This window comes from Mycolicibacterium chubuense (assembly GCF_001044255.1).
Taxonomy (GTDB): domain Bacteria; phylum Actinomycetota; class Actinomycetes; order Mycobacteriales; family Mycobacteriaceae; genus Mycobacterium; species Mycobacterium chubuense.
Window position 1 is genome coordinate 136,071 of record NZ_JYNX01000035.1, and the last position, 18,565, is coordinate 154,635.

Annotated in this window: 13 protein-coding genes; 8 read left to right on the forward strand and 5 right to left on the reverse strand. The window is 67.0% G+C overall.

What is annotated here, in order from left to right; translation table 11 throughout:
- Position 1: 1 nt before the first annotated feature.
- Positions 2 to 1,120 carry a DNA integrity scanning diadenylate cyclase DisA gene (disA, locus tag MCHUDSM44219_RS12615; protein ID WP_048418580.1) on the forward strand — a complete coding sequence of 373 codons (1,119 nt, stop codon included), beginning with the start codon at positions 2 to 4 and terminating at the stop codon, positions 1,118 to 1,120.
- A gap of 1 nt (position 1,121) precedes the next feature.
- Here the strand turns inward: disA and MCHUDSM44219_RS12620 are convergent, their stop codons facing one another.
- Positions 1,122 to 1,898, reverse strand: coding sequence for a hypothetical protein (locus tag MCHUDSM44219_RS12620; RefSeq protein WP_201778145.1), 777 nt, complete (start codon positions 1,896 to 1,898; stop codon positions 1,122 to 1,124).
- 59 nt (positions 1,899 to 1,957) lie between these two features.
- Positions 1,958 to 2,578, reverse strand: a complete 621-nt coding sequence (locus MCHUDSM44219_RS12625) for a carbonic anhydrase (protein WP_048418581.1) — start codon at positions 2,576 to 2,578, stop codon at positions 1,958 to 1,960.
- Here MCHUDSM44219_RS12625 and MCHUDSM44219_RS12630 point away from each other — a divergent pair.
- Positions 2,577 to 3,500 carry an iron-sulfur binding domain-containing protein gene (locus tag MCHUDSM44219_RS12630; protein ID WP_048418582.1) on the forward strand — a complete coding sequence of 308 codons (924 nt, stop codon included), beginning with the start codon at positions 2,577 to 2,579 and terminating at the stop codon, positions 3,498 to 3,500. The genes MCHUDSM44219_RS12625 and MCHUDSM44219_RS12630 overlap by 2 nt on opposite strands.
- Before the next feature lie 19 nt (positions 3,501 to 3,519).
- On the opposite strand, the gene MCHUDSM44219_RS28430 is transcribed toward MCHUDSM44219_RS12630, so the two are convergent.
- Both MCHUDSM44219_RS28430 and MCHUDSM44219_RS12640 read right to left on the reverse strand, forming a co-directional pair.
- Complete coding sequence (locus MCHUDSM44219_RS28430) at positions 3,520 to 11,046, reverse strand: PQQ-dependent sugar dehydrogenase (RefSeq protein WP_053081238.1); 7,527 nt, start codon at positions 11,044 to 11,046, stop codon at positions 3,520 to 3,522.
- Between the two features lie 256 nt (positions 11,047 to 11,302).
- The gene (locus MCHUDSM44219_RS12640; protein WP_236695442.1) at positions 11,303 to 11,872 is read right to left on the reverse strand and encodes a helix-turn-helix domain-containing protein; all 570 of its coding nucleotides are present in this window, start codon (positions 11,870 to 11,872) and stop codon (positions 11,303 to 11,305) included.
- A gap of 476 nt (positions 11,873 to 12,348) precedes the next feature.
- On the opposite strand from MCHUDSM44219_RS12640, the gene MCHUDSM44219_RS12645 reads away from it, so the two are divergent.
- The 6 genes from MCHUDSM44219_RS12645 to MCHUDSM44219_RS12670 are packed head-to-tail and all read left to right on the forward strand — an operon-like array spanning position 12,349 to position 18,013.
- Positions 12,349 to 12,621: a hypothetical protein gene (locus tag MCHUDSM44219_RS12645; RefSeq protein WP_048418584.1), complete on the forward strand. Its 273-nt coding sequence runs from the start codon at positions 12,349 to 12,351 to the stop codon at positions 12,619 to 12,621.
- 17 nt (positions 12,622 to 12,638) lie between these two features.
- Positions 12,639 to 14,219, forward strand: coding sequence for a sugar transferase (locus MCHUDSM44219_RS12650; RefSeq protein ID WP_082162168.1), 1,581 nt, complete (start codon positions 12,639 to 12,641; stop codon positions 14,217 to 14,219).
- Positions 14,220 to 14,257: 38 nt separating this feature from the next.
- Complete coding sequence (locus tag MCHUDSM44219_RS12655) at positions 14,258 to 15,517, forward strand: class I SAM-dependent methyltransferase (RefSeq protein ID WP_048418696.1); 1,260 nt, start codon at positions 14,258 to 14,260, stop codon at positions 15,515 to 15,517.
- Positions 15,514 to 16,326: a sugar phosphate nucleotidyltransferase gene (locus MCHUDSM44219_RS12660; RefSeq protein ID WP_048418585.1), complete on the forward strand. Its 813-nt coding sequence runs from the start codon at positions 15,514 to 15,516 to the stop codon at positions 16,324 to 16,326. Before MCHUDSM44219_RS12655 ends, MCHUDSM44219_RS12660 begins: the two co-directional genes overlap by 4 nt.
- Positions 16,323 to 16,988 (forward strand): PIG-L deacetylase family protein, encoded by a 666-nt coding sequence (locus MCHUDSM44219_RS12665; RefSeq protein ID WP_048418586.1) that lies wholly within the window; start codon positions 16,323 to 16,325, stop codon positions 16,986 to 16,988. Before MCHUDSM44219_RS12660 ends, MCHUDSM44219_RS12665 begins: the two co-directional genes overlap by 4 nt.
- Complete coding sequence (locus tag MCHUDSM44219_RS12670) at positions 16,973 to 18,013, forward strand: NAD-dependent epimerase/dehydratase family protein (protein ID WP_048418587.1); 1,041 nt, start codon at positions 16,973 to 16,975, stop codon at positions 18,011 to 18,013. The genes MCHUDSM44219_RS12665 and MCHUDSM44219_RS12670 overlap by 16 nt, the downstream gene beginning before the upstream one ends.
- Here the strand turns inward: MCHUDSM44219_RS12670 and rfbC are convergent.
- The gene (gene rfbC / locus MCHUDSM44219_RS12675) at positions 17,997 to 18,551 is read right to left on the reverse strand and encodes a dTDP-4-dehydrorhamnose 3,5-epimerase (RefSeq protein ID WP_048418588.1); all 555 of its coding nucleotides are present in this window, start codon (positions 18,549 to 18,551) and stop codon (positions 17,997 to 17,999) included. The two genes, MCHUDSM44219_RS12670 and rfbC, sit on opposite strands and share 17 nt — an antisense overlap.
- Positions 18,552 to 18,565: the final 14 nt, after the last annotated feature.

Consider the following 18,565-nt stretch of genomic DNA (forward strand, 5'->3'; position numbering starts at 1 on the left):
GATGGCCGTGAAGTCGACGGGACGGGCCTCACGCACGGTCGTGCAACTGGCACGGCCGACACTGCGGGAGACGATCGCCCGGCTCGCGCCCGGCACCCCGCTCCGTGACGGCCTGGAACGCATCCTGCGGGGTCGCACCGGTGCGTTGATCGTCATCGGCTACGACGACAGTGTCGAGGCGATCTGCGACGGCGGCTTCTCCCTCGACGTGCGCTACGCCCCGACCCGGCTGCGCGAGCTGTCGAAGATGGACGGCGCCGTGGTGCTCTCCAGCGACGGCAGCCGCATCCTGCGGGCCAACGTCCAACTGGTGCCCGACCCGTCGATCCCGACCGAGGAGTCCGGCACCCGGCACCGCTCGGCCGAGCGCACCGCGATCCAGACCGGCTACCCGGTGATCTCCGTCAGCCACTCGATGAGCATCGTGACGGTGTACGTGGCCGGCGAGCGGCACGTCGTGCCGGAATCGGCGACGATCCTGTCCCGGGCCAACCAGACCATCGACACGCTGGAGCGCTACAAGACCCGCCTCGACGAGGTGAGCCGGCAGTTGTCGATGGCCGAGATCGAGGACTTCGTGACGCTGCGGGACGTCATGACCGTGGTGCAGCGCCTGGAGATGGTGCGGCGGATCAGCCTGGAGATCGACTCCGACGTCGTCGAGCTCGGCACCGACGGCAGGCAGCTCAAACTGCAGCTCGACGAGCTGGTGGGCGACAACGACACCGACCGCGAGCTGATCGTGCGCGACTACCACGCCAACCCGGACCCGCCGACGGCCGCCCAGGTCACCGCCACCCTGGAGGAGCTCGACGGGCTCTCCGACAGCGAACTTCTCGACTTCACCACGCTGGCAAGGGTTTTCGGTTACCCGTCGACGGCCGAGGCGCAGGACTCGGCGATGAGCTCCCGCGGCTACCGGGCGATGGCGGGCATCCCGCGGTTGCAGTTCGCGCACGTCGACCTGCTGGTGCGCAACTTCGGCTCGTTGCAGGGTCTGCTCGCCGCGAGCGCCAGCGACCTGCAGTCGGTGGAGGGCATCGGCTCGATGTGGGCGCGCCACATCCGCGAGGGTCTGTCGCAGCTGGCCGAGTCGACGATCGCCGACCGGCTGGCCTGACTCAGCCGGCCGGTGCGGGCGCGGGCGCCGGTGCCGGAACCGCTCCCGGCGCACCCGGCGGCAACTGCTGCGGCTGCGCGAGGATGAACGGCACCGTCGCCGAGCGCAGGTTGCCCAGCTGGACCACCAGGTTGTAGGTGCCCGGCCCGATCGGCTGACGCGGCAGCGGGCAGTTCGGCGCCGAACCCATCCCGGTCCACGTGACCTCGGTGGTCACCTGCTCACCCGGCTGGAAGGTCTTGATCAGCGTCTCGTTGGACGGCGCGCAGTCCAGGTTCGACCACAGTCGCTGGTTGTCCAGCGAGTAGACGTAGGCCGCGAGCACCGCGGCGCCCACGTCGCGCTGGCAGGCGACCAGGCCGATATTGGTGACGACCATCGTGAACTTCGGCTGGTCGCCGACGACGTACTGCGGCTCGTTGGTGATGCCCTTGACCGCCAGCGTCGAGTCGGGGCAGTCGTCGCCCTCCTTGAGGATCGGCGCGGGCACCACGGCGGCCGTCGGAGTGGCGGTCGGCGGCGGGGCTTGCTGCGCCGGCGCCTGGATCGGGGTCTTGACCTCGGGATTTCCGCCGGGAAGCGGCGTCGGCGGCGCGGCCGCCTGCGTCTGCTGCGACTCGTTGGCGGTGGGCTGCTCGTTGCTGGTGCTGTTCATGACGACGACCGCGACCACCGCGGCGATGACGCCGATGACGAGCACGGCCACGCCGAGCGCGAGGGCCCTGCGTCGCCAATAGATCTGTTGGGGCAGCGGGCCATGCGGTTCTAGATCCAGCACGAGATCACGGTAAGGGCAGGTCAGCACACCATGTCCGACGTTGCCCGGCGTGTCGCCTTTCAGTTCTCGCCGATGTCGCCTATGTGGTCGCGCAGCACCACCTGGCCGTCGGCCAGGTGGTAGGTCAGCCCGGCGATCGCGAGCCGGCCCTCGCGCACGGCGTCGGCGATCGTGGTCGAGCGACTGAGCAGCTGCTTGCCGGTCTCGGTGACGTGCCGCGCCTCGAATTCGTCGACCCGGGTGAGGCCCTCGCGGCGGCCGACCAGGATGGACGGCGTCACCCGCTCGACGATGTCGCGGATGTAGCCGCTGGGTACCGCGCCGTCATCGAGCGCGGCCAGGGTCGCCCCGACCGCACCGCAGCTGTCGTGCCCGAGCACCACGATGAGTGGCACGTTGAGCACGGCGACCGCGTATTCGATCGACCCGAGCACCGCGCTGTCGATGACGTGTCCGGCGGTGCGCACCACGAACATGTCGCCGAGGCCCTGGTCGAAGATGATCTCGGCCGCGACCCGGCTGTCACCACAGCCGAAGACGACCGCCGTCGGCTTCTGGGCAGCGGTCAGGCTGGCACGACGCTCGATGCTCTGGCTGGGATGCTCGGGCTTGCCCGCGACGAAGCGCTCGTTACCCTCCTTGAGTGCTTTCCACGCGGTCAACGGATTCGTGTTCGGCATGGCGGACATTCTGCCCGAGCCGGCACCGATGATCGACACCGGTGAGCTGCTGGACTGGTATGCCACCGCGCAGCGGGATCTGCCGTGGCGCCGGCCTGGCGTCTCGGCGTGGCAGATCCTGGTCAGCGAGTTCATGCTGCAGCAGACACCGGTCGCGCGGGTGGAGCCCATCTGGCTGGACTGGGTGGCCCGCTGGCCGACGCCGTCGGCGACCGCGGCGGCCGGCGCGGCCGACGTGCTGCGGGCGTGGGGCAAGCTCGGGTACCCGCGCCGGGCCAAGCGGCTGCACGAGTGCGCGACAGTGATCGCCACCGAGCACGGCGACGTCGTGCCCGAGGACGTCGACACGCTGCTGTCGCTGCCCGGCATCGGCACCTACACGGCCCGGGCGGTGGCCTGCTTCGCCTACCGGCAGCGGGTGCCGGTAGTTGACACCAACGTGCGCCGGGTGGTGGCGCGCGCGGTGCACGGCCGCGACGACGCCGCCGCGGCCTCGACGCGCGACCTCGACGACGTCGCCGCGCTGCTGCCCGACGACGACACCGCGCCGACGTTCTCGGTGGCGCTGATGGAACTGGGCGCGACCGTGTGCACGGCGCGCTCCCCCAAGTGCGGCGTGTGCCCGCTGAGCCACTGCACGTGGCGTTCGCTGGGCTTCCCCGCGGGCACCGGACCGGCGCGCAAGGTCCAGAAGTACGCCGGCACCGACCGGCAGGTGCGGGGCCGGTTGCTGGATGTGTTGCGCGGCAGCACATCCCCGGTCAGCCGCGCCGAACTCGACGTGGCGTGGACCACCGACACCGCTCAGCGCGACCGCTGCCTGGACTCACTGCTGGTCGACGGTCTGGTGGAACAGACCGAGGACGGCCGGTTCGCGCTGGCGGGTGAGGGCGGCGAGGTCAGACCACCGTCCGCGGTCTGAAGGTGGCCACCGTCGCGCGCTACACCTGCTTCGGCACTATCCGTAGTCTGGTGATGGATCCAGCGAGGTTCGCAGCGTAGATGTACCCGTCAGGTCCCTGGCTGAAGGCGACGGGGACGAGTTGGCTGCCGTACAGATACTTCACGTCGCTGTTGTTGTTGATGTCGACGACGTACACCTCGCCCTCGTTGACGTCGGAGAAGAAGATGTCGTTCTGGAATTCCGCGGGATACTGCGATCCCGTGTACACCCCGTCGACGCCCACGATGGCCCCGATCTGGAAGCCCGGCGCGTTCGGGTCGTGGGCGAAAGCGCGGTACGCGGGCGTCATCGTCATCGCACCACTGGCGACTGCCGCGTAGAAGTCGGCAGCGCTGGGTAGTCCGCGGGCGGGGTCGCTGGGCAGGTCGCGATACCCGGGTGCGGGTAGCACCACGCCGTTGTCCCCCCCTTCGTAGTACGGCCAACCGAAATTCGCGCCGGCATATCCGCTTTCGATCTCCTCCCAGCTGTACCAACCCGTATTCGAGATGAAGAGGCGACCATCCCCGGCGAACCCGATGGAGAACGGATTTCGCAGACCCAGCTGATACACCTTGGAATGGTTGGCGTTGAGATCGTCGCCCGGTTTCACGAACGGGTTGTCCGGCAATCCTGAGCCTGTCGTCGGGTCGATGCGCAGAATCTTGCCGGACAGACTGTTGATGTTCTGGACACTGCGGGTGCGCGGGTCGACCAGATCGAAAGACGTGCCATCTCCGATGCCGACATACAGAGCCCCATCCGGACCGAACGCCAGCGATCCTCCCGCGTGACTCCGCGAATCGACCTTGATGTAGTTGTCGACGTATTTCCCCGTCGTGGCGTTGAACCCGGACTCGGGAAGGCTGGTGTTGCTGGTGCTGTCGATCGTTCCGGCTCCGCTGATGTCGCTGAGCGTGACACCGGCGCCCCCCAGAAGAATGACCTCGCTGCCGGGGATCGCCGTCGTGTAATTCGTTGCCGCGTCGGCGGTGAAGCGCACGACGTAGGCGAAGCGGTTCCCGCCGCCGTCCGGCCCTGCGTTCGTCCCGGCAGGATTACCGGCCGTACCGGGAGGGTCGACCACATAGAACGCGTAGACGTAATTGTGCTCCGGCTGCCCCTGCGCAACGGGCTGCCCGAACCTGGGGTCCAACGCGATGTCGAGGAGCCCGCGATCCTGAGCGTTGTTCACTTTGGAACGGATATCGACGAAGGTCGATTGTTGAGCCCCAGTGACGACGTTGAAAACTCTTATCAGGCCGCCTTTTTCAGCCACATACACCAGCGAGGGATTCTGGGGGGCGAATTGAAACGCCAACGGCTGATCGAGCCCTGAGATGACGTACTGCTCCGTGACGCTGTAGTTCGACGTCAGCGGTGGTGACACCGGGTCGATGACGGGATTCTCGTCGTCGAGGATGTTGATGCGCGCCGTTCTCGGGAACAGCAGCGTCGAGCCACTGTCGACATTGATGATCGAGACCACGAATGTCTCCGTCGACTCGGAAATGCTGTCATTGGTGATCTGCACCGGGATGAAGACACGGGCCACGCCCGCCGCCATCGTGATCGTTCCACTTCCGCCCACGTAGTCCACTCCGGCGGTTGCGGTGTCCGGTGTTATTCCGTACTCGATGGTGGACGTGCGCGTCAGATCGCCGCTGCGGCCGATGGGCACCATCACGGTCCCGCTTGCCTCACCGACGCTCGGGCTGCCCTCGAAGAAGATCGATGTCGTCGTCGCCGGCGCAGCTGCGTTGCTGACGGTGATGGTGACCGGCGCCGACAGCGTGGCGTTGCCGCTGGTGTCGGTGGCCCGCGCGGTGATGGTGTGGGTGCCGTTGGCCACCGTGGTGCTGTTCCAGGACACGCTGTACGGCGAAGTTGTGTCCTGCGCGCCGACCGCGGTGTTGTCGATCAGGAACTGCACCCCGGCCACCGCGACGTTGTCAGAAGCGTTCGCGCCGAGACTCACAGTGCCCGACACCGTTCCGCCGGCGGTGGTCACCGTCACCGTGGGAGCGGTCGTATCGGCGCCGGAGGTCGAGGCGGCCTTGAATGTGGCCGCCTGCAGCAGCCAGGCCGCGGATCCGCTCAACGCTGCTGTGGCGCTGTAGGTTCCGGCGGTTCCGGCCAGCCTGTCCTGGGCGATGTCCAGATCCGGGGTGGTGATGATCCGCGACGTGAAGCCCGTCCCCGGGGCGCTGAACCCACCTGTGGTCATACCCGCCGTGAAGATCAGCTCATTCGCTGTCGTCGTGGTCACCGACCCCGCACTGGCCGAGGCCCCCGTACCCGAGGCCGACGCCCCCACCCCGAACGGGTTGGCCGGATCGAGGCCGCTGTACTCCAGCGCCCGCACGTCCACGTAGGGGGTGGCGGTGTTGAACACCACCGTGACCGTATTCGTCCCCGCTGCAGCCGCTTTGATGTTCGAGGCGTAGTAGATCGCCTGGCTCACCCCGGTCCCCCGGGCGGTGGGAACCGCGACCTTGTAGGTATTGCCCGCCGAATCGGTCACCGAGGTGATCGTCGACGTCGTGTTGTTCCATCCGACGGCGAGCACATTGGTGTCGCCGGCGGTCTGGGCACCGGTGTACTTCACCGCCACCGATGACTGATTCGTCTGCGGCGTCACCGCTGACACCTGCACAAATCCAGGGGGCGCGGCCACCGCATTGTTGACGGTGACACTCACCGGAGCCGACAGCGTGGTGTTGCCACTGGAATCCGTGGCCCGGGCGGAAATGGTGTGGGTGCCGTTGGTCACCGTGGCGCTGTTCCAGGTCAGGCTGTAGGGCGAGGTCGTGTCCTGCGACCCGACCGCGGTGTTGTCGACCAGGAACTGCACCCCGGCCACCGCGACGTTGTCAGAAGCGTTGGCACTGAGGGTCACCGTGCCCGACACCGTCCCGCTCGGCGCGGTCAGAGAAACCGTGGGGGCGATCGTGTCGGCAGCGGTGTTGTTCACGGTGATCGTGACCGGCGCCGAGGTCGCCGTGTTGCCGCTGGTGTCGGTGGCCCGCGCGGTCACCGTGTGGGTGCCGTTGGTCACCGTTGTCGTATCGAAGGACAGGCTGTACGGCGACGTGGTGTCCTGCACGCCGACGGCGGTGTTGTCGACCAGGAACTGCACCCCGGCGACCCCGACGTTGTCGGTCGCACTCGCGGTGAGGGTGATCGTGCCCGACACCGTGGTAGTCGGCGCAGTCACCGACACCGAGGGGGCGGTGGTGTCGGTGACTGCGGCGGCCCGGAAAGCGGCCACCTGCATCAGCCACGCCGAGGAAGCGCCCAACGGAGCGGAGGCGCTGTAACTCCCGGCACTGCTGAGCAGCCTGTCCTGGGCGATATCGGCATCGGGGGTGGTGATGATCCGCGAGCTGAACCCGGTGCCGGCTCCGAGGAACGCGCCGGTGGTCATGCCCGCGGCGAACAGCAGGTCGTTGGCCCCGGTCGTGTTCACTGCCCCTGTACTGGCCGTGGTCCCCGTGCCCGATGCGGAGGCGCCGACGTCCAACGGGTTCGCCCGATCCAGTCCGCTGTACTCCAGGGCCCGCACATCCACGTACGGGGTGGCGGTGTTGAACGTGACGGTCACCGTGTTGGTCCCGGCTGCCGAGGCCTTGATGTTCGGGGCGTAGTAGATCGCCTGGCTGATGCCCGCGCCGCGCGCGGTGGGCACCGCCAGCTGGTAGGCGTTACCCGCCGAATCGGTCACCGACGTGATCGATGACGTCGCGTTGTTCCAGCCGATGGCAAGCACATTCGTGTTCCCGGCGGTCTGGGCGGCGGTGTACTTCACCGCCACCGACGACTGACTGGTCTGCGGTGTCGCCGCCGACACCTGGACGAACCCCGGCGGGTTGACCGGATTGGCGAGGGTGAAGTTCGCGGAGTAGGTCTGCGCTGTTGCCGGCACGACGAGGGTGTGGGACTGGGCACCACCGTCCGACCACGAGCTGAACGTGTAGGTGTTACCGCCGATGGTCTGGTCGGGCGCGGAAATCGTGTGGGTGAAGCCGATCAGGTCGTTCAGGACGAAGGGTGCGGTGTGCGCAACGCCGTCCACGTAGATGGCGGCTCCACTGGGTCCGGTGTTGAACGTCAGGTTGACCTTCTGCGGGTAGATGAAGACGGATTTCGTCGTCTGCAACCCGCTGGAGTCCGTCACGGTGACCGACACCCGGTATCTGGTGTTGTCTTCCCAATCGTGACCCGACGTCGGAATCGTGAACGTTCCGCTCGTCACCCCGACGATCGGTGAGCCGGGGTGCACGTGGGTGTCGTGCAGGAAGTCGAACGTCCACGTGTATGCGCTCGCAGGCAATGTGCCGTCTTCCACATCGGTCGCGCTGCCGCTGAACGTGATGACATCGCCCGCCTTGAACGTCAGTCCGTCGGTCGGCGACAGGATCGTCACCGTGGGAGCGTTTCCCGCGACGACGTTCAGCGGCGCCGAGATGGTGGAGGTCACTCCGTCGGAGACCGTGAGCCGGGCCTGGTAACTGCCTGCGGTGTTGTACGTGTGCGTGGGATTGGCTGCCGTCGACGCCGTCTGGTCGCCGAAATCCCAGGCATAGGTGAGCGTCTGGCCCTCCGGATCGGAGGAACCGGCACTGGAGAAGTTGACGGTGAGTGGCGTGGCCCCCGATGTCGGCGTGGCAGAGGCGCCGGCGACGGGCGGCAGGTTGGCGCTGCCGGTATAGCTGATCCTGCGGATCTTGCTGACCCCGACGGTGCCGGTGGTGTCCGAGACGCCGATGTCGATGTAGTAGAGCGCTCCCTCGGGCCCCTGGGCCAGGTAGACGATGTCGCCCGTCGGCCCGTCAGGTGTGCCGTCGGCGGGGTCGACATTGAACACCCCGTTGACGTTTCCGTTCGCGTCGAAGGTCAGGCGCTTGATGGTGTTCTGGGCGTAGTCGGCGAAGAAGTAGCTGCCCTGGTAATTGCTGGGAAACTGCGTGCCGTGGTAGACGAAGCCGCCGGTGATGGCTGCGTCGCGGCCGGAGTGGGGGTACGCGTAGATCGGGCTGGTGTACGCCGGATTGGTCGTGGCGCCCTCGACATTCGGCCAGCCGTAGTTGGCTCCGCGCACACCCAGGTTCAGTTCTTCCACGGCGGTCGACGCGTCGTTGCCCCCCACGTCCCCGATGAGCAAGCGCCCGGTGGGAGCGTCGTAGTAGGCCCGGTAGGGATTGCGCAGTCCCAATGCCCAGACCGCATCGTAGTTCGGGCCGCTGCCGTCATAGAACGGGTTGTCGGTCGGAATCGTGCCGTCGGTGTTGAACCGCAGGATCTTGCCGCGTGGGCTGTCCAGACGCTGGGACGGAGACCCTTGGAACGCATCGCCGGTGGCGAAGTAGATCTTTCCGTCGTTGCCGAATGTGATCGCGCCGCCATGGTGCTCGGTGTTGGCGTCCAGGGTGTCCTGATAGATGACCAACTCGCTGCCCGACACCGTGCCGGTCAGCGTCGCATTGGCGGTGAAGCGGGAGAGCCGGTCTCGGTTCGGCGTGTTCGCGGTGTAGGAGACGTAGTAGTAGTGGTTGGTGGCGAAGTTCGGATCCAGCGCGATGTCGTAGATCCCCTGCTGCGCGACCGTTTCGTCGCCGGCGGTGCCGATGTTGGTGATCTGCAGAAAGGGTGTGGGGTCGGCCTGGGTGTACGGGGCCGACAGGACTTTGACGATACCGCCGAGTTCGGCGACGAGCATGCGGCCGTCGGGGAGGAACTTCATCGCCGTCGGGAGGTTGAGTCCGGTTGCCAGGATCTCGTTGCGGAACGTGCCGGGTTGACCGGTGTTGCTGACCGTGATGGTGACCGGCGCGGACAGCGCCGTGTTGCCGCTGGTGTCGCGTGCGAGCGCTGTCAGGGTGTGGGTGCCGTTGACCAACGTGGTCGTGTTGAGGGATGTGCTGTAGGGCGAGGTGGTGTCCTCGATGCCAGTGGCGGTGTTGTCGACGAGGAACTGCACGCCGGCCACCGCGACGTTGTCGGTCGCGGTGGCGCTGAGCGTCACTGTTCCCGAGACCGTTCCGTTCGGGGCGGTCACCGAGACCGTGGGTGCTGTGGTGTCGGTGCCGCTGACCGTGGCGGCCTTGAACGCGGCCACCTGCATCAGCCACGCCGCCGAGCCGCTCAACGTGGCTGTGGCGCTATAACTTCCGGTGGTGCCGGCCACTCTGTCCTGGGCGATGTCAGCGTCAGGAGTGGTGATGATCCGCGAAGTGAAACCGGTGCCGGCTGCCAGGAATCCGCCGGTGGTCATGCCCGCGGCGAAGATCAGCTCATTGGCTGCGGTCGTCGTCACTGCGCCCGAACTCGCGGCGGTTCCGGTACCCGCAGCCGACGCGGTCCGGTCGAACGGATTGACGGGATCGAGCCCGCTGTACTCGAGAGCACGAACGTCCACGTACGGGGTGGCGCTGTTGAAGACCACGGTCACCGTGTTCGTCCCCGCGGCCGCCCCTTTGATCCCCGACGCGTAGTAGATCGCCTGACTGATCCCCGACCCCCGAGCGGTGGGGGCCGCCAAGCGATAGGCGTTGCCCGCCGAGTCGGTCACCGACGTGATCGACGATGTCGCGTTGTTCCAGCCGACGGCAATGACATTGGTGTCCCCAGCCGTCTGCGCCAGCGAGTACTTCACCGCAACCGAGGTCTGCGATGTCTGAGGGGTGGCCGCGGCGACCTGCACGAATGCCGGAGTCACCGGGGCAGCGGCGAGAGCCAGCGTCGGCACAGCCGCGTCGACGGCATCAGACCCGGAGCTCGTCCGCCGGTCGACAGGCCTGCGGGCCCACGCCAGGACACCCCACATCAGTGGCGAATCGCCCGAGTCCGCCGGTCGGGGAGCCAACAGCCGGGACAGCACAGAGGTGAGAAGCTTTATGCCGATGGACGACTTCCGGGTGGTCGTGGGCGCATCTGGGACAGCGGCGGTGGCTGTCGCCGTCACCGGGGGCGACAGCGATACTGCCGCCGACGTGTTCGACGCCGTGCTCGGCACGACGGTCCTGAGTACGGATGCAGTGTGCGGCTGCACGGTGCCGACGGTGCGATGTTCTGCGACGGCCTGCTCGGGTGCCTGTGCCTGTGCCGAGCCGGTGTCGGCCGCGGTGTGCGACGGGTCGCGCCGTGCCTCACGCCGCGAACGCCGTTGTGTGTCCCTTTCGGCGATTCTCGAGTGCCGCGCCCGCCCGCGGGGTGCGGCCGCCTCCGATGCCTCTACCGGTTCTTCGGCGACTCCTGGATCCGCGGAAGGCGCGGTGTCACCGTTGGTCTCGTGATCGGATGTGTCGCCGTGCGACACGGACGAGCCGGCTTGGTCGGTCGACGCCGACGCATCCTGATCGGTGGACGACGTCGAGACCGACGACGGATCGTCGGCCCAGGCCGGCGCCTGCGGGTTGCTGATGAGTACCGCAACCAGGAGAACGGCGGTCAGCGCGCACGACCGTGCGACGATCCGCCAGGCCACCCGGGCCGCCTGCCGCAGTGAACGAGCCGTGTCACTCATGATGCCCCCCGGAACCGGCAAACCTTGGCCGATGTCACGTTCGTCAGCCGGCTCAACTGTAAAGCTGTCACCCAGGAGCCAAGAGAAATCGACTGCGGCCGAGCCGATATGGGGCCGTTCGTAGGACGTATGGCGACGGGGACCGGCACGTCGTACGTCGGCCGGACACGGTCGTCTCCGGCGGCGCGTCATCTGGGCGGCGGACACCGCATGTGGCCCGCACGGGCGAGTAGGGCCGCAAGCGATCGCGTGCGTGTCAGACATCTCCGAGGGACAGGAGACCATCCTGGATCGCTCGCGCCGTCAGCGCCGCCTTGGTCGCGGCGGGCCGGCCGGCCTCGGCGTATTTGACCCGGATGCGTTCCAGGTGGCCGCGCACGGTGGATGTCTCGACGAACTGACGGTCGGCGACGACGTGCTTGCTCCCCAACTGAATCCAGGCGCGCAGAACCTCTTTCTCCCGCGGGGTCAGTCGCGGCCTGCCGGTCGTCGTCCCGATCTGCAGCGCTCGGCCCATCGCCGCGCCGACATATCGTTGTCCCTGCGCCACAGTGCAAATCGCCTGGAGAAGATGACTTCCCCCTTCGAACTTGCCGATGTAGCTCATCGCGCCCGCGTCGAGGCTACTGAGGATCACCTCGACACTCGACAGATACGAGTAGACGACCACCCGGTGACCGGCCTCGCAAATCTGGTGCAGCATGTCGAAACGCGGACCGCCGGAATGAAACTGCAGAGCGAACAAGGTGACGTCGAGCTCGGGAGTGGCCGCCGGATAGCGTGCGATGAAGCTCGTCGACTCGGTGAAGCCGGCCACCACCGTCATCGCCGGCTGCGTCCCTGTCAGCCACGCGCCGATACCGGCATGCACCACGTGTTCGTCATCGACGATCGCGATGGAGATTCCGGTCCGGCCGTCCCGCTCTGTGCTCACGGCGACCCTCCTGCTGGTCGAGAGCTGCTCCGATCACCGAAACACGCCGTTGGCGTCACGGATGACCAACGCAGAAGACACCGTACGAGGCGATGAACCGGCTGTCCCCCGAACAGTGGAGGGTTCCGATTCCGCCCCGCAATCGACCCGTCTGGCACCCGCGACACCGCTGTCATCTGTTCAGACTATTTGCGGCACAGTCAGTATGGATCGGCGATGATCCGCCGTTAACGTTTGCGGCCGTGGGGCAGGCACAGGCGGGATACGGCCCGGAGCGACAGCTCCCGGCGGTCTGTACGTACGTCGCCGGTCCCGCGCGACGTTAACTCTGGCGATTTCGTCAACGGCATGGAACAGGGGGCCAGGACATGCCCACATCACAACAGGTGGCCGACGTCATCGCCGGCATCAGCCACATCGGCAAAGCCAGGGACGCCCTGCGCGATGCCGGCTTCCGTGCGGTCATCGCCGCCAACCGGATCACCGTCGACGACGAGGTCTTCGCCCTGTTCGCCGGTATCGGTATCGACCCGGTCGCCGGACGCTACCCGCGCTGGCTGGTCTACACCGTGACGGCAGACCCCGGCGACTACGTGGCCGTCGGCCCCGCGCACGCCGCGACGCTCGGGCCTGCGAGCTAGGTCCGAGGACACCGGCCATGGCTGTCACTCCTCCGATATCGCGCCGAAAACCATTCGCGTTCAATGCGTCCGCACGTGCTGCAACCGCACCGACGCTGGGAGCAGGCCTCGCGCCCAGACCCATCGCCGTCAGTGTGGACACGCACACGGCGCCGCGCAGGACCACCCGATCGGGATGGCAGCGCCGCTATGGGCAGTGGCTGTGCGTCTCCGATGTGGCTGTCATGTTCGTCTCTGTCGGTCTTGCCGAGATGGTGCGCTTCGGCGCAGCGCCCGGTCAGTCGATGAATCCAGCTTCCGCGTCGGGCTCCGTACTGGCATCGACGGTCGCCGTGGCCGGGTGGGCCGGCCTGCTGTGCATCTACCGCAGCCGGTCGCCGTGGGTGATCGGCGCAGGTGCCGAGGAATTCCGGAGGGTGTGCGCGGCGACGCTGTCGTCGTTCGGTGCGGTGGCCGTCGTGTCCACGTTGCTGGATCTCGACATCGCACGCGGCTACATCGCAGTCGCCCTTCCCCTGGGTGTTCTCGGCCTCTGCGGCAACCGCTACCTCGCCCGCCGGTTCGTCGCGGTCCAGCGGCGGCGTGGCCGGATGCTGACGGGCGTGCTCGCGTGCGGCGCGCCGGATTCCATCGCCGCGCTGGCGTCATCGTTCGCCCGCCGACCACAGCAGGGCTACGTCGTGATCGGCGCCTGCATCGAGAACGGATGCGACGACCGATCCCTCGAGGTGGCCGGGGTCGGCACCGTTCCGGTGTTCGGTCATGACGGCGACATCCGTTCGGCGGTGGCTGTATCCGGCGCAGATACGATCGCACTCACCTCCGCAGGCCACCTCGGGCCGCAGCGGATTCGCGATCTCTCCTGGCAATTGGACGATCTCGATGTGGATCTGCTGGTGTCGCCCGGCATGGTGGACGTGGCGCGCCCCCGACTCAACGTTCGGCTGATCGCGAACATGCCGCTGATTCAGCTGGCCAAACCCCAGTATCACGGCGCGAAGAGATTCAAGAAGCGCGCCTTCGACATCGGCTTCGCCCTGTCGGCGCTGATCATGGCGTCGCCGCTGCTGATCGCCGCCGCAGTGGCCGTGAAGGCTACCAGCAGCGGCCCCGCTCTGTATCGATCGGAGCGAATCGGCCTCGATGGCAGGCCTTTTCAGATGATCAAGTTCAGGACGATGACCGTGGACGCCGATCAGAAGCTCACCGAGATCATCGCGCTGAACGAGGTGGACGGCGGCGTGCTCTTCAAGATCCGCCAGGATCCTCGGGTCACCCCGGTGGGCAGGTTCCTCCGGCGCTACAGCATCGACGAGTTGCCCCAGTTCATCAACGTTCTGCGCGGAGAGATGAGCGTGGTCGGTCCGCGCCCGCCGCTGCCCCGGGAGGTCCAGTCCTATGACAACCAGGTGCGCCGCCGACTACTCGTCCGACCGGGGATCACTGGCCTGTGGCAGGTCAGCGGGCGGTCCGAGCTGTCCTGGGAGGAATCCGTGAAGCTCGATCTGTTCTACATCGAAAACTGGTGCACGGTGGCCGATCTCGTGATCGTACTGAAGACAGTCAGAGCCGTCCTCGGCGGAGTCGGAGCCTATTGATGAACATCTCGCCGCACATCCCGTCCGATTCGACCGGCCTGCACTGCCGGTTGTGCGGTGCGGATCGGCTGTTCAGCGTGCTGGACCTGGGCGCCACTCCCCCGTGTGAGAAATTCCTCTGCGCCGACGAACTCGATCAGCCGGAGATGACGTACCCGCTGCATCTGCGACTGTGCGAGCATTGCCTACTCCTCCAGATACCAGCGCTGATCACGCCCGAAGACACCTTCACCGACTACGCCTACTACTCGTCATTCTCCGACAGCTGGTTGCAGCACGCGAAGACCTATGTCGACGACGCGATCGAACGGCTCGGCCTCGGCAACGAGTCCTTCGTCATCGAAGTGGCGAGCAACGACGGATATCTGCTCCAGCATCTGGTCGCAGCCAGCATCCCGTGCCTGGGAATCGAGCCGTCGGTGAACGTGGGCGAAGCCGCACGCACGATCGGCGTGCCGACAGAGACCGCGTTCCTCAACCGGCGCACAGCCGGCCGGGTACGCACCGACTACCGGGCGGCGGACCTGGTCATCGCCAACAACGTCTACGCTCACGTGCCCGATCTGGTGGATTTCACCCGCTCACTGCGACGTCTGATGGCCGACGACGGATGGTGCACGATCGAGGTGCACCACGCTGCGAACCTGGTCGCGCTCGGTCAGTTCGACACCATCTATCACGAACACTTCCAGTACTACACCCTGCTGTCGGCGATGCGCGCGCTCGCGGTCGCCGACCTGAGCGTGGTGGATGTCGAGTTGCTCTCGACGCACGGTGGTTCGATGCGGGTCTGGGCCCGGCCCACACAGGTTGCCGATCCACCCAGCGACCGCGTCGTCGAGGTCCTGCAGACCGAGGCGGCCGCCGGACTCCACGAGCTCGACGGGTACCGGGACCTCCGGCCGCGAGCCGAACGGACGCGATACGACCTGTTGCGATTTCTGCTCGACGCACGCGATGCCGGGCAGCGCGTGGTCGGTTACGGCGCACCGGGCAAAGCCAACACGCTGCTGAACTACTGCGGAATCCGCAGCGATCTGCTCGAGTACACGGTCGACCGAAACCCCTACAAGCACGGGCGTTTCACGCCGGGGATGCGGATTCCCATCCACGACACCACGCGGATCGCCCAGGACCGCCCCGACATCGTCATGGCGCTGCCCTGGAATCTTGAAGCGGAGCTGACCGAACAGCTGCGCTACATCGACGACTGGGGCGGGCGACTCGTCTTTCCCCTTCCCCACCTGCACGACGCGGTGTCGGCCGGTGACCTTCCGATCGAGAGGCAAGTGCGATGAAGGTAGTGCTGTTCTGCGGTGGATACGGCATGCGGATGCGCAACAGCGGCGCCGACGACATCCCCAAGCCGATGCAGATGGTGGGCCCGCGACCGCTGCTGTGGCACGTGATGCGCTATTACGCCCACTACGGACACACGGAGTTCATCCTGTGCCTCGGTTACGGGGCGGGCCACATCAAGGACTACTTCCTGACTTACCAGGAAGCCGCGTCGAACGACTTCGTTCTGCACGGTGACCGAATGGAATTGCTGGGCAACGACATCAGTGACTGGTCGATCACCTTCGTCGACACGGGTCTGGAATCGGCGATCGGCGAGCGCCTGCGCCGGGTCCGGAAGTACCTCGGGTCCGACGAGTACTTCCTGGCCAACTACGCCGATGTGCTGACCGACGCCCCCCTCGACACGATGATCGAGAACTATCACGCCTCCGGCGCGACGGTGTCGATGATGGTCGTCCCGCCACAGCAGTCGTTCCACTGCGTGGAGATGCGCGAGACGGGCGAGGTCAAGGGCATCCTGCCGGTCTCCGAGCTGTCGGTGTGGGTCAACGGTGGCTATTTCGTGCTTTCTCAGGACGTCTTCGATCATCTCCCGCCGGGAGGCGACCTGGTGGCGGATGCGTGCGCGACCCTGGCCGGCCACGGAAAGCTGCTCGGCTACCGGCACGCCGGGTTCTGGAAGCCGGCCGACACCTTCAAGGAGCGCGCGGAACTCGACGCCGGTTACCACCGTGGGGATCGTCCGTGGATGGTGTGGGACGACTGCTCCGACGACATGCCGATACAGCCGGCGGTAGCGCCGTGATGTCGCTGTGCGCGGGCCGGGTGCGCGAGATCGCCGTCGTCGGAGCGCATTGCGACGACATCGCGATCGGCATGGGCGCCACCCTGCTCACCCTCTGCACCGCCGAACCCGGACTCCGCGTGCGGGCGCTGGTGCTCAGTGGTGCCGGCTCCGAACGGGAGACCGAGGAGACCGACGCGCTGCGCGCATTCTGCCCGGGCGCCGACCTCGAGGTGCAGATCGGTGCGATACCCGACGGCCGCGCGCCCGCCCACTGGGATCAGATCAAGTCATCGTTGCGGGCTTTTCGCGATCGCTGCGATCCGTCGATCGTGTTCGGCCCGCACCGCGACGACGCTCATCAGGACCATCGGCTGCTCGCCGAGTTGCTCCCCACCGAGTTCCGGGATCACCTCCTGCTGGGCTACGAGATTCTCAAGTGGGAGACCGACGCTCACGCCCCCAACGTGTTCTTTCCGGTGACCACGGAGACGGCGCTGGAGAAGGCCCGGCTGCTGCACAAGTGCTACCCGTCCCAGGCGATGCACGACTGGTTCGACGAGGAGGCGTTCCTCGGTCTCGCGCGGTTGCGCGGAGTGCAGTGCCGCCATCGGCATGCAGAGGCTTTCGTGCTGGAGAAGGCGGCGTTGACGGTGGGAGGCGTGTCATGCGGGTGCTCGTAACGGGCCATCAGGGCTATCTCGGCACCGTCATGGTGCCGGTACTGCGGGATGCGGGGCACGACGTCGTCGGACTCGACACGGGGTTCTTCCGAGACTGCCTGCTGGGGCCGGCCCCCGACGATCCGCGCGGCCTCGACGGTCGGCGGCGCGTCGACGTGCGCGACGTCACCGCCGGACAACTCGACGGCTTCGACGCCGTCATCCACCTGGCAGCGCTGTCCAACGATCCGCTGGGCGCTTTCGCCCCGGACATCACGCACGAGATCAACCATCGCGCATCGGTACGGCTGGCCCGACTCGCGAAGAGTGCCGGCGTCACGCGCTTTCTGTACGCGTCGACGTGCTCGGTGTACGGAGCGGCGGGGAACGGCCTGGTCGGTGAAAACGCACCGCTGCGGCCGCTGACCCCGTACGCCGAGAGCAAAGTGCGTGTCGAAGACGACGTGGCGGCGATGGCCGGGGCCGGCTTCGTCCCGGTGTTCCTTCGCAATGCCACCGCATTCGGCTTCTCCCCGCGGCTGCGTGCCGACATCGTGCTGAACAACCTGGTCGGCAGCGCTGTGCTCACCGGCGAGGTGCGCGTCCTGTCCGACGGCACACCGTGGCGACCGTTGGTGCACGCCCGCGACATCGCGCAAGCCTTCCTGGCCTGCCTCACCGCCCCGGCAGAGAAGATCCGGGCGCGCGCCTTCAACGTCGGTGGCGAACACAACAACGTGACGGTGCGGGACATCGCGCAGGCGGTCGTCGACGTCGTGCCGGATTCGACGCTGGTGATCGCCGGGACGACCGGGCCCGACTCTCGGTCCTATCGCGTCGATTTCTCCCGTGCCCGCGACGAACTCGGGTATCGGGCCGAATGGTCGATACACGAGGGCGCTGCCGAGCTGTACAAGCAGTACTGCGTCAATGATCTTGATGCACAGCAGTTTCAGCAGCAACTGACCCGGCTCGAGCATCTCCGCCGACTCTGCGAGGCAGAGGCTCTCGACGGATCTCTGCGATGGGTCAACGCAGATGCGTGAGCAACTGCTGCCATCCGGGCGCGCCGGCGTCGCGCGCCGACACCCGGGTGATCGGGAGAGGCCAGGTGACCGCGAGGTCCGCATCGTCGTGCCTCACGGCGATGTCCTCCCGCGGATCGTGCGGACGGTCGATGCGGTAGCACACATCGGCTGTGGGAGTGAGCGATTGGAAGCCGTGCAGGAATCCCGGCGGGATGTAGAGGTGGCGGAACTGCTCATCGTCGAGCCGGAATGCCTGCCAGCGCCCGAAGGTGGGCGACCCGGGCCTCACGTCGACGACGACGTCGTGGACGGCGCCGTGGGCACACCGGACCAGCTTGGCCTCCCCACGCCCGCTGCGGCCGTGCATTCCGCGCACCACGCCTTGCACCGACCGCGATTGGGAATCCTGGATGAACCGGGCGGACGCCCCGGGTTCGCCGAGGTGTTCATCGAAGATCTCGGCGTCGAACGTCCTGGTGAACAATCCGCGGTCGTCCCGGAACGGATCGGGCACCATGACCAGGACGCCGGACAACTCTGTCTGTTCGACACGCACGAAGCCATGCTGCC